Below are 15635 nucleotides of genomic sequence, written 5' to 3' on the forward strand. Positions count from 1 at the left end.
TGTGTCACAGAATATGCCTTCGGCAGTCTTATTTCCGCGGAAGGGCTGTGGATCGGAGTAATCAGCTGATCGACAGGGCTCCAGTTTTAAAAGCCTTCTCCACTGTATAAGCAGTATCCATACCAACACCGATAACGAATGTGCCGGCCCGTTGCCCGCTAGTTATGTTGCGGCTGCTTTCTGTCCTTTCCAGACGGCGACTGCACATCAATCAGCCAGTTCCATTCACCTTGCTTGAACATCGACGTCGTTGATATGCCCTGGAAATTGTGAAAGTTGTCACACACCTGACAAAAACCAACTCCAGCAGTGAAAAAAATGACTTTTGCGACATGCGGCGATCACTCCCGGTGCTTATCATCATCGGGCGACATTGCCGCGAAGACGGTGAACAACAGCTTGCCCGGAGTTTGTGTGAGGTATGGCAAATGGGGCATCCAACCAGCTATCCCAATCTGAGGAGTACAACATGGCAAATGAAGAGCAGTCCAACGAAGAGGGTTCCAACAGCTTTCTCGATGGTTTTATGGATCAGGAGAGTTCCGCCCCGCAGCAAAACAACTCGTTGACTGGTGACGATTTCGAAAAGTCGGTTATCGGTAAGAACATCAAGTTCCGCGGTGAGCTGATCGGTAACGAGAGCCTGCATATTGAAGGGACCATCGAAGGCACCGTCATCATGGAGGGCCACAATCTTTCCGTCGGTGCTGGTGGTGAGCTGAATGCCAATATCCACGCGAAAAATATCACTGTCGAAGGGGCCCTGACCGGGGATGCGCTGGCAGAGGAACTGATCGAGATCCGCCGTACGGCAGTTGTGAAAGGCAACCTGACTGCACCGCGCATCCAGCTGGATGATGGTGGTAAGTTCCGCGGCTCCATGGATATGGTAGACACCGACTCGGAAATGAAAGAGCGAATCAACGGCTTCAAGGAAAAATTGGTGCACCCGAGCCTGCCGCCGAGAGAGGGCCAGGAGGCGGCAGCTCCATCGACAGCGAGCGCTTCCTCCAACACCGGCATCTTCGCCGGCTCCAATGAGTATGAAGAAGAGGAAGCGGAAGTCTGATCGCCGAAACGGTAGCGAATTCGTCGAGCAGCACCCGGTGCTGCTCGGTCTCTACTCCATTGGCGATGTGGAATGAGGTATATGCAACATCACTCATTGGGCCTGGCGGCGCTCAGCCGGGAGATCATCCAGCCGGGCTACCGTATCCTGGACCTGGGACCCCTGGCGGTCGGGACCACCCAGGCATTCCTGCAGATGAACTGCCCCTGTTATATCGAGGACCTGGTGGAGTTCTTTACAGAGAACCAGCAGGCGCCGGACCTGAAGCCTGCCCTGGAGCAGCACTTGATTGCCAAGCCGGAGAAGGTCAAGTTCGATGTCGTACTGTGCTGGGATTTGCTCAACTTTCTGAGTGTTGACCTGATCGAGCATCTAATTGGCCTGCTGCAGCCCAACCTGAAGCCCGGAACCCTGTTGCACGCGATGATGTATACCGGCTCCTCGATGCCGGACAGGCCGGCAAAGTTCCGGTTGTTACAGGACTTTACCTACGAGACGACGGACGATCCGGATTATCCGCAGGTGCCCTGCCAGGGACATTCGACAGTTGCACTGATGAAGAGCCTCGGGCGTTTTAATCTCAGTAATTCGTTGCTCCAGCGGCAGGGGATGCGCAAAGACCTGGTCGAATATTTTTTCGAGTACGACGGTGACAGCGCCCACGGCAAGGTCCGGCCGGGAGATGCATCGGATGTTGCGACCTACTTTTCCCGGCAGGATTCCAGTGCGTCACTTCCCCTGCCCGGCCTGTCGACGGCCATGCGCGCCGCGCGAAAGTCTCCGGTCAGTGAGGTGGCAGACTGCGGCCCGAGGAATGGGCGCAATATTGGTGCGTTGGAAAAGCAGGTGGGCGAGCTGTTCCTACTGGATCTGCACGCGGCCATACAGTGGCGTAAGCGCCGCGGAGAAAGCGGTTGCGACGCGATACGCTCGGCGTTCAGTAAATTCGCGGACCTCGAACCCTGTGATGCAATCCTGGCTTGGGACCTGTTGATGTTCTACAGCCCCGAAGAGGCGGAAGTGCTCAGCGAGTTACTGGTATCCAGACTCAAGCCGCAGGGGATGTTGCATGTGATTTTCGGCAAACGGGAGCGGCTGCCCCGGGAGCCGGCGTTGTTCGAGGTCCAGTCGGATGAAAATGTTCGCGTCAGGGAATCGGCGCTTGGTAACGAAGCGCCACACTTCACCAATACGGCGGAAATTATTCGCGTGCTGCCGCGGATGGAACTGATTGACCAGGGGCACGGCAAACTTCCCAGTGGTGCCTTTTACCACGAGCTGACGTTAAAGAAACTCTCCGAGGTATAGTGGATGTCGGGATTGTTACACCAGGTGTTCCTGGCGCTGACACCAGCGCGGGTCACCGACTATTTTCTTGTTCTGATGCTGTCGATCTTCGCCCTGGCGCTGATGCTGCGCTTTACCGGGCGGGGGCGGGAGTTTGTGGAGCAGGGGCCCGGCTTCCTGACCTCGCTGGGCATTCTCGGTACTTTTATCGGCATCATCATCGGTCTGTACGAGTTTTCCCTGGAGGAAATCGATCGCAGTATTGCCGACCTGATGGCCGGCCTGAAGACCGCTTTTATTACCAGTGTGATTGGCCTGGCGTTGTCGCTGCTGCTGCGCGTGTTCACCCGCATGATCCGCCTGCCATCCGACCCGGTGGAGGACACGGCGAGCATCGACGACCTGAACCGCAACCTGATCGAACTGCGCGATTCTTTCGACGGGTTTTCCCGGGACGTGAGTGCGGAACTGGTCGCCGGCCTCGAGCGTGTGGTGTCGGAGTTCAACCAGCGGCTGCAGGTCCAGTTTGGCGACAACCTGCAGGCCTTCTGTTCCCGGCTCGCCGAACTGGGACCGGCGCTGGACTCCGCCGCGCAGGCCTACCGCGACCATGCTCAGCAGGTTGAAACCTGGGGCCAGCGCGCAGAGGAAAGTCAGCGCACCCTGGCGGAACAGCAGGGTATGCTCAGGCAGATGTACGACAGAATTGCCGCACTGCCGCAGCTCTATCGCGGGTTGGACGAATTGCTGGAGCGCCAGGGTCAACAGGCGCAACAGTTGACCCAGTTGCTGCAGAGCCAGGCGGATTCGGCGCAGCAGCTCACGGAACTGGTGCCACAGCTGCCGCAGAATATGGAGCGCCTGTCGCAGGGGCTGGTCGCCGCCCAGGAGGGGGTCGACGAAAACCTGGCTGCCCTCAACCGATTGTTACAGGGACAGACGGAATCCCTGGCGCAGGGCTTTGGCGATTTCTCAGCTGCGCTGGAGAATCTGCAGGCGCTTGATCCCCGGGCGATGGAGCAGCTGGTTTCGGCATCGGCGGAAACGCACCGGGAATCGATGCGCGAGCTGGCGCAGATGCTGGCCACCACTCACCGCGAGATGCTGCAGGCACTGACCGAGGTTATCCGCCGGGAGTTGAAAGATACCGATGTATCCATTCGCCGCCAGTACGAACAGATAGACCGCCTGATGGCCACCCAGGTGGAGCAGGTGCTCGCGGCCATGGGCGAGGCACTGGCGACTGTCGGCGGCAGTTTTACACGCGACTACCAGCAACTGCTGGCACAGGTAAAGCGGCTTCGGGAGCGGACAGCGGAATATGCGGAATAGTCTCACCCTGTCGCGCAACCCGCCGGAAGAGGGGGAGTGGCTCAGTGTCTCCGACCTGATGGCCGGATTGATGATGGTGTTCCTGTGTATCTCCATCGTGATGATGCGCTCTATGATCGAGGAGCGAGAAAAAATTCGCGCGATGGCGCAGTCGTTTCGGGATAACCAGCTGGCTATCTACCAGTCGCTGGTGGAGGAGTTCGAAGACGACCTTCCCCGCTGGGGGGCGACCATCGACCGCGACCAGTTGACGATCGCCTTCAACGACTCGGACGCGATGTTCCAGACCGGGGATGCAGAACTGGACCCGGAGGCGCAACGGGTGATGCGGAACTTTTTCCCGCGGTATATCGCCGCGCTGCAACCCTATCTGGGATCCATCCGCGCCATCCATATCGAGGGGCATACCAGTTCCGAATGGGGTGCGGGCGGTAGCGAAAAGGAGAATTACTTCAATAACCTGCGCCTGTCGCAGAACCGTTCGCGCGAGGTTTTGCGTTTTGTGCACGGATTGGTCCCGGCGCAGGAAGTGCCCGGCATGCTGCAGCTGGTGGCGGCGGTCGGTTACTCATCGGCGCGGCCGGTGTTGCGGGCCGACGGCAGAGAGGATCCGGAAAAATCCAAGCGGGTCGCTTTCCGGGTGATCACCAATGCCGAGGCGCAGATTCATCGAATACTAGAGGAGGCCCTATAGTGGCACTTTGGAAACAGGCTCTGGCAAAACTGCGTGGGTCGGGGGATGAGGTGCCGGCCGCGGGAGATACCGGTGCGACCGAAGAGGCCGCCACCGGGGAGCCGGCCGCGGTTGAACACGAAAGTGACGAGAGCGCCGGGGCACCGGTCGCGGATGTGTTGGCGCGTGAACTGGAAGCGGGTATCCAGGTTAGTATCGGTGACCTGCAGACTTGCCGTGCGGGCTGGCGTTATCGCGGTCATCCGGTCATGCTGTTCGGTCCCGATGCCCCGGAGCTGAACGACCCGAAAAGGCGCCGGGCATTTGCCTCCCGGGTGCATCTGCATCCCTGCAGTTCCGCGCTGGAGGAAGAACAGCGCGGTGCCTGGATTGCGAGCAGCGACCTGGCAACCATCAACGCATCCCACGACGGAGGGCCCTTCACCTTCTGTGGAGACTGCCTGCAGGCTGCTGCGGGGCAGGGCGCCAGTACCCCGGGTTTCGATTTCCTGTCCCATGTCCGCAATTGCGGTGACAGCTACTTTGCCAAGAAGCCGCAGTACTGGCAGGCAGGGGCCGAAAGCCGGCCGTTGCAGGGGCCGGCCGACGGGAGCCGGGGCAGTTGTCCGAAGTGCGGATGCGCCGCGGAAGCGTCGCACTGGCAGTTGAATGCCGATGATGCTCGGCTGTTGTCCTTGCCCGAGGGAATCTGCCTGTTGTGCGCCGAGCGGCAGGTGCAGGGGTGTCTGTATATCAGTGAGGCCGAGTTGCTCGACGCCGCGCGTGCGCGCTATGGCGACCTGCTGCAGAAGGCGGCGAAAGCGCCCGCACCCTCCTGGAAACTGGCGGAAGCCATGCTGCCCCTCGGCTGGCAGCCGCTGCTGCGTCGCCTGCAGCGGATGCTGCCACCCCCCGAGCTGTTTTATTCCTGTGGCCATTCGGCCCGGGTGGCGATACTCGCCTGGCCGGATCGGGCCAGGGGGGTGATCGAGCACCGCGGCGAAACGGAGTCGGAGGGCGATGGCGACTGGCGTTTCTGGACCCGCACCCAGATCGAATCGGAGTTGGGTTTCAGATTGCGTTGAGTGACGGGGTGCCGCTTCGTTTTTTAAACCGGCAATAAAAAATGCCCCGCGGATGCGGTACTGCCGGTCAGTTAAGCCACATTGTCGCCGCAAAGGCCCTGATGCCGGGTGCAGCCTTGCGAGACTGTCTGCGAGAGGGACCTCGCAGACAAGCCTACAGGGATGTATATACGGCGTGTCTCGCAAGGCTGCACCCCGGTAGCAGGGCCGCCCCGAAGCCAGCCAAAGCCCCGTACAATCTCATCTACCAAGCATTCAGTTGCTTAACTGACCGGCATTACCGTGGATGCGGGGCATTTTCGTCTAGGCTCCGGCGGCGTTTGCCGACAGCTGCCTGCGACCGCGCAGCCACAGCCAGCCGGCGGCCAGCAGGATCGCAGCCTGTACGCCGATGCCCTCCCAGGTGGAGTAGATGCCCAACCAGTCGAACGCAAAGCTGACCGGTATTGGTGAGTGGCTGATCAGCGCCGCTTCCTGCAGGGCGGCGACCGCCTTGCCGGCCAGCACGAAAGACAGTGCCAGCAGGACTACAGTGGTGACCGAGAAGAACCTGCCGATCGGCAGGCGCGCCGAATAGCGCACCATCGCCCAGCCCAGTGCCGCCAGCAACACCGCCGCCGCGGCGACACCGCCCCACAAGGCACTGTACTGGCCGCCGGAAGTCTGGGTCAGCAGCGCCTGGTAGAACAGGATGGTCTCGAAAATCTCGCGGTAGACGGCGATAAAGGCAAGGCCGGCGATGCCCCACAGGGTGCCGGTGGTCAGGCTGCGGTCAACGTTTTTCTGGATATATTTCTGCCATTCCTGTGCGTGGGTCTTGCTGTGCATCCAGTAACCCACGTAGAAGAGCACCGCCGCGGCCGCGGCGGCGGCCACACCCTCCATCACCTCGCGGCTGGCGCCGCTGATATTGATCAGCTTCTGTGCGGCCACCCAGGTGGCAAAGCCGGCGACGAAAGCGGCGATCCAGCCGATGTGGACATACTTCAGCGCATCGCCGCGCCGGGATTTGATCAGGATGGTGGTCAGTGCAATCACCACCAGCAAGGCCTCCAGCCCTTCGCGCAGCAGGATGATCAGGCTGGCGACAAACAGCGAGGTGTCGGAGAGACTGGAGCCCTCGATCAGGGCCTGGGCCTCGTCCAGCCGTTCCAGAACCGAAGTGACTTGTTGCTCCACCTGCTGCGGGTCGCTGTCCGCGTTCAGCCGGGCCCTCAGGTTCAGCAGGTCGGTCTCGATGGAGCGGCGCAGGCTGGCATCGCGGGAATCGAGGGTGCTCTCCGCCAGCTCGAAGCCGTCCAGGTAGGCGCTGATCGCCAGGGTGCGCGCACTGTTGTAGTCGCCCTGCTGGTAGGCCTCGAGGGATTTCTGCAGCTGGCTGCGGGCCGTATCGATCGGCCGGTCCCCGCCCCGGGCGGCTTTGTCGAACAGCGGGGAGGGATCGGCGCGCAGCGCGGCGATGGATTCCAGCGGGGCCTCCGGGTTGTTCTCGCGTAGCACCTGCGGGCTGTACATCACCAGGTCCTGCAGTTGCAGGTCGGTGCCCTTTGCCGCCGCCGTGTCGGCTTCGAAGGCCATGCCGCCGACGTAGAACGCCAGGGACCAGCGCTGCTGCTCGGACAGTTGGTCGAATGCGACCATGGAGGTGCCATCGAGCCCCTCGCTGATAGCATCGTAGAGCCCCAGCAGGGAGCGGTTCTCGGCGCGCTCGCGATCGTGGAAGTTGATCGGCGGCGGGTCCAGGCTGGCGGCCAGCGCGCCGTCGCCCATGCCGCTGGCGCCGTGGCAGGCGGCGCAGTGCTGCTGATACAGGGCCTCGCTCTCGGCACTGTCCAGCAGTTGCCGCGGCAGCGACAGGGCCGGGGACAGGGACAGCAGGCCGTGGCGCAGTCTGGCGGTGTGGGCCTTGACCCGCGCCAGGTTGGCCCTGTCGGCAATCGATGCCTGCAGGGCCTCGGCCTCGGCGCGGATCGCGTCGGCCTCCGGCGAGCCTTGCAGACGCGCGCTGTTGTCCGCGATCAGTCGCGAGAACTCCTGCATTTCGGCGTATTCGTCGCCGTTGACGACCTCGCCACCGCGCACCGCCTCCGAATAGTCCACGCCGATATATTCGGCCATCTGCATCATCTGGCGCAGCTCCTGTTCACTGAGACCGCCCTGCTGCGCCTGGGCGCCGGCTGCCAGCAGGGTGGAGAAAAGGGTGAACAACAGGTAGCGGGTAAGTTGACGCATGGAAAGGCTGTCCCTTCTTGGGTGTGCAAATCAGGGGCGTCATAATATTGATAATTATTCTCGTAATAAACTCATTCGGGGTGATTGGCTCCCTTAATTAACACTTGTTTACGCTTGATTTTTAGTGGTGCACAATTAAATTGTGCAAAATTGATTAGGTAAACCCCTAGGAGCTGTTTCGATGAGCGATCTTTATTCCATTCCGGTAAAAACCCAGGACGGCCGCGAGACGACCCTGGAGGAGTACCGCGGCAAGGTGCTGCTGGCGGTCAATACAGCCAGCAAGTGTGGATTTACTCCGCAGTACAAGGGGCTGGAGGCGCTGCACGAGAAGTACCGGGACCGCGGCCTGGTGATCCTCGGATTCCCCTGCAACCAGTTCGGCAAGCAGGAGCCGGGCAGTGACGACGAAATCAGGGAGTTCTGCGAACTCAATTTTGGGGTCAGCTTCCCGCTTTTCGCCAAGCTGGATGTCAACGGGCCGGACGCGCACCCGCTGTTTGTCGAACTCAAGCGGCAGGCGCCGGGTATCCTGGGCACCGAGGGTATCAAGTGGAATTTCACCAAATTCCTGGTCAACCGCGATGGCCAGGTGGTCGAGCGCTTTGCGCCCAAGGACAAGCCGGAAGACCTGGCGGCCGAGATCGAGTCCCTGCTGTGAGCCGCGAGAGCGCACTGCCCTGCGGGGACGGCGATCCGCTGGCGCTGAACCGCCAGCTGTGTTTTGCACTCTACGCCGCGTCCCGCGCCATGACCCGCGCCTACCAGCCGATGCTGCGGGAACTGGATATCACCTATCCCCAGTACCTGGTGCTGCTGGTGTTGTGGGAGGCGGAGCAATCCGGCGCTGCGGGGGACGTCGGCGTCGGTGCCCTGGGCCGGCAGTTGATGCTGGATTCGGGCACCCTGACGCCGCTGCTCAAGCGGATGGAGGGCAGCGGCCTGTTGACCCGCCGGCGCGACAGCCGCGACGAGCGCATCACCCTGGTGGCGTTGACCGAGGCCGGCCGCCGGTTGCGCCCGCGCGCCCGGGACTGGGTCGAGTCGCAACTGGATGGTTCGGGAGTCAGCCGCGCCGATGTGGAGCAGCTGCGTGCCGGCCTGTGGCGCTTGCTGGAAGAGATTGGACCTGTTGGCCAGTGATTTAGGATGGTTTTTTCGTGTTTGTTGTTTTTTATCCGCTTTTTTAATTTTTTATCTCTGCATCAGGCTTTATTTAGGATGTTTGTTGATGTCGGCCGTGAACGCTCGTATAGTTGCCTGAACTGACATTCAATTCCGATCCGACTGCTATGCACACCGCATGCCCCTCACATTGCCTCCCAGATCATCTGGAGTCCCGCGCGCTAGCTTCCTCGCTACGACTGCCGCGCTGCGGCACATAATTTTATTTCCGTTCCCTCCCACAGAATTCCACACTTATTTGGCAACCGGCGCGTAGACAGCGATTCGAGCGCTGTTTAGCCTCGAGCCAGAGCTAGGAGACAGGCCAGAAATGAGTACAAATAACGATAAATTAGTCATTTTCGATACAACCCTGCGCGACGGTGAGCAGAGCCCCGGCGCCTCCATGACCAAAGAGGAAAAGATCCACATCGCCAGGATGCTCGAGCGCATGCGCGTCGATGTGATCGAAGCCGGTTTCGCCATCGCCAGCCAGGGCGATTTCGAGGCGGTGCAGGCGGTCGCGGAGACGGTGAAAGACTCCACCGTGTGCAGCCTGGCCCGCGCCGTGGGGCCGGATATCATCCGCGCCGCCGAGGCACTGAAGAAGGCCGAGGCCCCGCGCATTCACACCTTTATCGCCACCTCGCCGATCCACATGAAATACAAGCTGCAGATGGAGCCGGATAAGGTGTTTCAGCAGGCGGTGGACGCGGTCAGCCACGCGCGCCAGTACACCGACGATGTGGAGTTCTCCCTCGAGGACGGCAGCCGTTCCGAGCCGGAGTTCATGTATCGCATCATTGAGGCGGTCATCAATGCCGGCGCCAGCACCATCAATATTCCCGACACGGTCGGCTACGGCGAGCCGGAAGAATACGGCGCCATGTTCCGGCGCGTGATCGAGAATGTGCCCAACTCCGACAAGGCCATTTTCTCCACCCACTGCCACAACGACCTGGGCCTGGCGGTGGCCAATTCCCTGGCCGCGGTGATGAACGGCGTGCGCCAGGTGGAGTGCACCATCAACGGCCTCGGCGAGCGCGCCGGCAACGCCTCGCTGGAGGAAATCGTCATGGCCGTGCGCACCCGCCAGGACCTGTATCCGGTGGATACCCGCATCGATACCACCCATATCGTGCCCACCTCGCGCTTGGTTTCCTCGATCACCGGTTTCCCGGTGCAGCCGAACAAGGCCATTGTCGGCGCCAATGCCTTTGCGCACGAGTCCGGTATTCACCAGGACGGCGTGCTCAAGCACCGCGAGACCTACGAGATCATGCGCGCGGAAGACGTGGGTTGGGGCAACAACCGGCTGGTACTGGGCAAGCATTCCGGTCGCGCCGCGGTGAAAGCGCGCTACGAGGAACTGGGCTACACCTTCGAGGACGCCGGCGAGTTCCAGGTGGTATTCCAGCGCTTCAAGGACCTGGCGGACAAGAAACACGAGATCTTCGACGAGGACCTGCAGTCAATTGTCGCCGGCGCCGAGGAGCCGGTGGAGCACTACCGCCTGGCCACCCTGCACGTGCAGAGCCGCAGCGGCCAGCGCCCGCAGGCACAGCTGCAACTGCTGATCGACGGCAGTGAGGTGTCCGCGGAATCCGAAGGTAGCGGTCCGGTGGATGCCATCTTCAAGGCGATCGAGTCGGTGGCCAGCAGCCAGGCCGACCTGAAACTCTACTCGGTCAACGCCGTCACCCAGGGCACCGAGGCCCAGGGCAGCGTCACCGTGCGCCTGGAGCGCGACGGGCGGCTGGTCAACGGCGTCGGTGCGGACACGGATATTCTGGTCGCATCCGCACAAGCCTACCTGGATGCTTTAAACTTGCTCGCCGGTGGCAGCAAGAACAAGGCGCAGGGCGTCTGAACGGAGGAATCGAGTGAACGAGTTGCAGCGCGCGGAATACCTGTCGGCACTGGGGATCCCCAGCTATATGCCGCGCTTCGTGCTGCCGCTCGCGCCCGAGCCGCGCCAGGCGGAACTGCCGGTTGAGCGGGACTCGGGACTCGGGACTCGGGACTCGGGGCGAGAGGTCTCGGCGGCAGGACCTGGATCGAAACCCGAAGTGTCAACGTCGCCCGTCACCAGACTTGCAGATGCCGGGATACTGGATGTGGCAACCACCGAGTCCCGGGTCCCGAGTCCCGAGTCCCGGAATCCTGTCGAACCGCACAAACCCGCTGTCTCCGCTGCGATACAACCGAAGCCCGTTCCCGTTGCACCCTTTGTACTCAGTGGCTGGTGGCTGGGCGGCGAACTGCTGGCGGTGGACAGCCGCGAACCCGGTGCGGCGCTGCCGGTGGAATCCCTGCTCAACAATATTGCCCGCGCGCTGAACTGGCACGAGCTGCCGCGAGAGCAGGACCGCATGCGCTGGCCGCTGGCGGAGAACCGCTTCGGCCCGGCCGCGTCCGCCGACCAGGCGCGGGATACCTGTACCAGCTGGCTGGAGGCCGCCAGCGCGCGCCGGCCGGTCAAATCCATCTGGTTGATGGGGCGGCAGGCGCAGGATTTCTGTGCGCCGGTCGCGATGACTGAAGCCGTTCACGACTGGAACGGTATCCGCGTGATCGCCATGCCCAGCCTCTCCGAACTGCTGCAGCAACCGGAGCGCAAGCGGGAGCTCTGGCAGCTGCTGCGCCGGACCTACCCCGAACAGACCCGCGCCCGGTGAGCTTCGCCGGTATCCCCGGCGCCGTATTGCGACCGGCCTGCGACACCGACTGCACAGCGCTGGCCAGACTGGCGCGCAGCGCCCACACCCACCCCTGGACCGAAAAACAATACCGGCACAGTCTGCAGGCCGGCCACGGTTGCTGGCTGCTGACCGGCGACGGCGGCGAGGTGATCGCCTGCTGCGTGATGTCGCAGTTGTTCGACGAGGCGGAGATTCTCGATGTGGCAGTCGCCCCGGCCTGGCGGCGCCGCGGCGTTGCCCGGGCGCTGTTGCGGCGGGTGGTGGCCGAACTTCCCGCGGACATCGTTCGCGTGTTGCTGGATGTCCGTAGTTCCAATTGGCCGGCGCGGACGCTCTATCGCTCGCTGGGTTTTACCGAGGACGGTGTACGCAGGAATTACTATCCGGCGGAGCAGGGCGCGCGCGAGGATGCGGTGCTGATGAGCCTGCTTCTGCCGCGTCACCTGTAGTCCTGTTAGTTCTGTCTAGAATGGGCAAAGCGCAGCGTGCCCATCAACCATGAATGATGGGCCTACCTACCCTATAGATAGAGGCTCGTCAGGTAGCCGCCGCCCCAATTTCCCCACCGCGCTGCCGCCATTTATCCCACAGCCAGATGGCCAGCATCGTCACTCCCGCCAGCGGCAGCAATACCGCCAGTGAGATCAGCGTCCACTTCAGCCCTGTCGGCACGTCGCCCTGTACCGCTCTCACCCCGGCCGCGCGCGACCGGCGGCGCCACCACATCAGGCAGCCGGTGGTCGCCAGGGCCACCAGCACCAGCAGTGCCGCCAGGTTCAGCATCTGGTTGGCGCTGCCGAACAGGCGCCCCTCGTGCAGCGCCACACCGATGGCGGTGGCGCGGCCGACGGCGCCCATGTCCGGCCAGCGGATCTCGCGCAGCAGTTCGCCGGAATACTGGTCGATAAAGAAATAGGCCGTGTCCTGCGCCTCGCCGCCGCGGCGCAGCGGGAATACGGTAAAGCTGCCGCGCGGCCCCCACGGGTAGTCGATGCGGTAGGCGTGGTTGAACTCCAGCCCGCCGACTATTGCCATAACGCCATTCAGGTCCAGGCGCGCCCGCCCCCGTGGCTCGCCGGACTGCGGGCGCGACTGGAACACCGCTTCCGGCAGCGCCTCGCCGGCGATCTCGCCCCCCTGTTTCAGCAGTCCGCCCCAGACCACCGACCACGGCAGGCCGGTGGCAATGATCACCAGTATCCACAGCCCCAGTAGCGCCCCGGGTATCGCATGCAGGTCGCGCAGCGCGGCGTTGCCGGAACGCGGAATCAGCGTGCCGCGCAGCCGCCGGCTGCGCGGCCACCAGAGATAGAGTCCGGATACCGCCATCAGTATGGTCCAGCAGGCCACCAGTTCCACGATCACCTCGCCGGTGACACCCGCCATCAATCCGCCGTGAATTTTTTTGGCCACCGTCGTCAGTCGCAGGCTTTCGTCGACAATCCCCAGTACTCGTCCCTCGCCGGGATGCAGAAATATCGTCAGTGTTTTGCCATTTTGTCTATCGACCAGGAACTGCGCGCTCTCGCCCGGGGAGCGGGCCGGTTGGTAGTGGCGAATGCGGGATTGCGGGTAACTGCTTTCGATCTGTGTCGCCAGCGCGGTGTGATCCACGGCACCGCTGTATGGCTGCTGCAGGTAGAGAAGGTCCGCGTACTGAAGGTCTTCTATTTGCGGTTCCAGCAAATAGATGCCGCCGGTGATCACCATCACCAGCAACAGCGGCGCAATCGCAATACCGGCGCGGGAGTGCCAGCGCCAGATGCGGCGGAAGCCTTGATTCCTGTCGCCACCGCTCGCTGTTTTTTGTGAATCTTTTCTTGTCATTGTGCCTGTCTGCATCCGGGCCGGCGGACCCAGTATAGGAAAATTGCCGCGACAAACAGATGCGACAATTTGTCGCAAACCCCGTGCGCACCCTCTCTTTATACTGCTTTCTATTTATGGAAAGGCGATAAAAAAGGGAGACACCGATGCCCAGCAGAAAATCCAGGTGCGGCAAATGTCGCGTAGCGATACCGCTGTCCCTGTTCGCACTGGCCTGCAGCCAGGCCTGTGGTGCTGAAACCGGGAAACTGGAGACCGTCGAAGTGACCGGCAGCAGCCGGGGATTGGAAAAGGACTCGGCGGAGGTCGCACTGACGCCCGGCGGTGTGAGCCTGGTGGATATCGACAGGGCGCGGGAGGGGAGTCTGTCGAACGTGGCGGACATGCTGCGCTATGTGCCCGGTGTCTGGAGCGCCAGCGCCACCGGCAACGACAATGTCTTCCTGTCCAGCCGCGGATCCAACCTGGACGCGGTGGACTACGACATGAACGGTATCAAACTGCTGCAGGACGGCCTGCCGGTCACCGCCGCGGACGGCAACAACCACAACCGCATGATCGACCCGCTGAGCGCGCGCTATGCCATTTTCGCGCGCGGCGCCAACGCGCAGAAATACGGTGCCAGTACCCTGGGCGGGGCGGTGAACTTCGTTTCTCCCAACGGGCGCGACCTGGCGCCACTGACACTTGCACTGAACGGCGGCAGCCACGGCCTGCTGCAGGCCCGCGCGACACTGGCGGCCAGTGGCGAGACACTCGATGGCCTGGTGACACTGGAGAGCAAGGGCCGGGATGGCTACCGCGAGCACGACCTGCAGTCGCGCCGGGGGCTCTACGCGAATATCGGCGTTCAACTCGGCGAGGGTGTGGATACGCGCTTTTATATCACCGCGGTACAAAACGACCAGGAGCTGGCCGGCGCCCTGTCGCGGGACCATATCGCCGCGGACCCGGACCAGGCCGGCCCCAATGCGATCAGCGGCCACTTTCAGCACGATGTGAATACCGCGCGAATTGCCAACAAGACGGCGTGGCAGATCGATGAAAACCGCAGCCTGGAACTGGGCGTGGCCTACGAAAACCAGGATCTGTACCACCCGATCGTGGACAAGGTCATGGCGCCCATTGACGGCGAACTGGTGGAGGTGTTCAGCCTGCTGATCGATACCCGGCAGAGAGACGCCAGTGCCATGCTGCGCTACCGCCACCGCGCTGGCGATCACGACTGGCTGCTGGGCCTCAACTACGGCGACAACGCGGTGACCGGTGGCAATTACCGCAACGACGGCGGCGAGCGCAACGGCAAAAGCAATGATATCGACAACGCGGCCCGCACACTGGAAGCCTTCGCCATGGATCGCTGGCAACTGAACGAACGCTGGACCGCCATCGCCGGCGCACAACTTGTATCCGCCGGGCGCGAGATCCGCGACCGGAACCTGTCCAGCGGATTGCTGCGCAACCCAGAGGCCGACTATGCCTCGGTCAACCCCCGTCTCGGTTTCGTCTACAGCCTGGACGGCGGCGGCAGCCTGTTCGCCAACCTGAGCCGCATTTTCGAGGCGCCCACCAATTACCAGTTGGAAGACGAGGTGAGTGCCAGCGACGAAACGCTGGAGGCCATGTCCGGGCAGGTGCTCGAAATCGGCAGCCGCGGCGAGGGCGAATTCGGAGGTGGCAACTGGCGCTGGGATCTGTCCGCCTACTACGCGCAGGTTCGCGATGAGATTCTTTCGGTGGATGATCCCGACGCGCCGGGTACCAGCCTCAGCAGTAATATCGACCGCAGCCTGCACGCCGGTGTGGAGGCACTGGTGTCGGCCGGGTTTTCTCTCGCGGACGGCGGGCACAGTCTCAACCCGCTGCTGAGCCTGACCCTGAACCGCTTCCACTTCGACGGCGATCCGCTCTACGGCGACAACCGGCTGCCGGCTGCGCCGAAGCAGGTGGCGCGGGCGGAATTAATGTACCGGCACAGCAGCGGCTTCTACGCCGGACCGACACTGGATTACGTCGGTGAGCGCTACGCGGATTTTGCCAACCGCTACAGCGTGGATTCCTACCGTATCTGGGGTCTGCGCGCCGGTATGGTCGCGTCCGGGTGGCGCGCTTTCGCGGAGATCAGAAACCTGGGCGACAAATCCTACATAGCCCGTCACGGTGTGCGCGACAGGGCCGTCGCCGATGCGGCCATTCTGCATCCGGGCGAACCGCTGTCGGCTTACGCCGGTGTGGAGTGGCAGTTCTAGCCCGGATATTTCACC

Annotated in this window: 13 protein-coding genes; 11 read left to right on the top strand and 2 right to left on the bottom strand. The window is 62.4% G+C overall.

What is annotated here, in order from left to right; genetic code table 11:
* Window positions 1-469 precede the first annotated feature (469 nt).
* From MWN76_RS19785 to MWN76_RS19805, 5 genes are all read left to right on the top strand, one after another.
* Window positions 470-1069, top strand: a complete 600-nt coding sequence (locus MWN76_RS19785; RefSeq protein ID WP_250464717.1) for a bactofilin family protein — start codon at window positions 470-472, stop codon at window positions 1067-1069.
* A gap of 81 nt (window positions 1070-1150) precedes the next feature.
* A complete protein-coding gene (locus MWN76_RS19790) occupies window positions 1151-2377 on the top strand; it encodes a hypothetical protein (RefSeq protein ID WP_250464719.1) in 1227 nt (408 codons plus the stop codon).
* A 3-nt stretch (window positions 2378-2380) separates the two neighbouring features.
* Entirely contained in the window at window positions 2381-3688 is a 1308-nt protein-coding gene (locus MWN76_RS19795; protein WP_250464721.1) for a MotA/TolQ/ExbB proton channel family protein, read from the top strand.
* Window positions 3678-4382, top strand: coding sequence for an OmpA/MotB family protein (locus MWN76_RS19800; RefSeq protein WP_250464723.1), 705 nt, complete (start codon window positions 3678-3680; stop codon window positions 4380-4382). Before MWN76_RS19795 ends, MWN76_RS19800 begins: the two co-directional genes overlap by 11 nt.
* Window positions 4382-5446 (top strand): hypothetical protein, encoded by a 1065-nt coding sequence (locus MWN76_RS19805; protein ID WP_250464725.1) that lies wholly within the window; start codon window positions 4382-4384, stop codon window positions 5444-5446. The genes MWN76_RS19800 and MWN76_RS19805 overlap by 1 nt, the downstream gene beginning before the upstream one ends.
* 303 nt (window positions 5447-5749) lie before the next feature.
* Here MWN76_RS19805 and MWN76_RS19810 read toward each other — a convergent pair whose 3' ends face one another.
* Entirely contained in the window at window positions 5750-7678 is a 1929-nt protein-coding gene (locus tag MWN76_RS19810) for a cytochrome c/FTR1 family iron permease (RefSeq protein WP_250464727.1), read from the bottom strand.
* A 181-nt stretch (window positions 7679-7859) separates the two neighbouring features.
* Here MWN76_RS19810 and MWN76_RS19815 point away from each other — a divergent pair, with 181 nt between their 5' ends.
* The 5 genes from MWN76_RS19815 to rimI all read left to right on the top strand — a co-directional run bounded on the left by MWN76_RS19815 (window position 7860) and on the right by rimI (window position 11993).
* Window positions 7860-8339 (top strand): glutathione peroxidase, encoded by a 480-nt coding sequence (locus MWN76_RS19815; RefSeq protein WP_250464729.1) that lies wholly within the window; start codon window positions 7860-7862, stop codon window positions 8337-8339.
* Entirely contained in the window at window positions 8336-8821 is a 486-nt protein-coding gene (locus MWN76_RS19820) for a MarR family winged helix-turn-helix transcriptional regulator (protein ID WP_250464731.1), read from the top strand. Before MWN76_RS19815 ends, MWN76_RS19820 begins: the two co-directional genes overlap by 4 nt.
* A 352-nt stretch (window positions 8822-9173) precedes the next feature.
* Window positions 9174-10712, top strand: a complete 1539-nt coding sequence (locus tag MWN76_RS19825) for a 2-isopropylmalate synthase (protein WP_250464733.1) — start codon at window positions 9174-9176, stop codon at window positions 10710-10712.
* A gap of 13 nt (window positions 10713-10725) precedes the next feature.
* Window positions 10726-11520, top strand: coding sequence for a uracil-DNA glycosylase family protein (locus tag MWN76_RS19830; protein WP_250464735.1), 795 nt, complete (start codon window positions 10726-10728; stop codon window positions 11518-11520).
* Window positions 11517-11993: a ribosomal protein S18-alanine N-acetyltransferase gene (gene rimI, locus MWN76_RS19835; protein WP_250464738.1), complete on the top strand. Its 477-nt coding sequence runs from the start codon at window positions 11517-11519 to the stop codon at window positions 11991-11993. The genes MWN76_RS19830 and rimI overlap by 4 nt, the downstream gene beginning before the upstream one ends.
* A gap of 88 nt (window positions 11994-12081) precedes the next feature.
* Here rimI and MWN76_RS19840 read toward each other — a convergent pair whose 3' ends face one another.
* Complete coding sequence (locus tag MWN76_RS19840; protein ID WP_250464740.1) at window positions 12082-13371, bottom strand: PepSY-associated TM helix domain-containing protein; 1290 nt, start codon at window positions 13369-13371, stop codon at window positions 12082-12084.
* 146 nt (window positions 13372-13517) lie between these two features.
* Between MWN76_RS19840 and MWN76_RS19845 the strand changes: the two genes are divergently transcribed.
* On the top strand, window positions 13518-15620 hold the full coding sequence (locus MWN76_RS19845) for a TonB-dependent receptor family protein (protein WP_250464743.1): 2103 nt from the start codon (window positions 13518-13520) through the stop codon (window positions 15618-15620).
* Window positions 15621-15635 lie beyond the last annotated feature (15 nt).

The organism is Microbulbifer litoralis (genome assembly GCF_023634065.1).
GTDB classification, from domain to species: Bacteria; Pseudomonadota; Gammaproteobacteria; order Pseudomonadales; family Cellvibrionaceae; genus Microbulbifer; species Microbulbifer litoralis.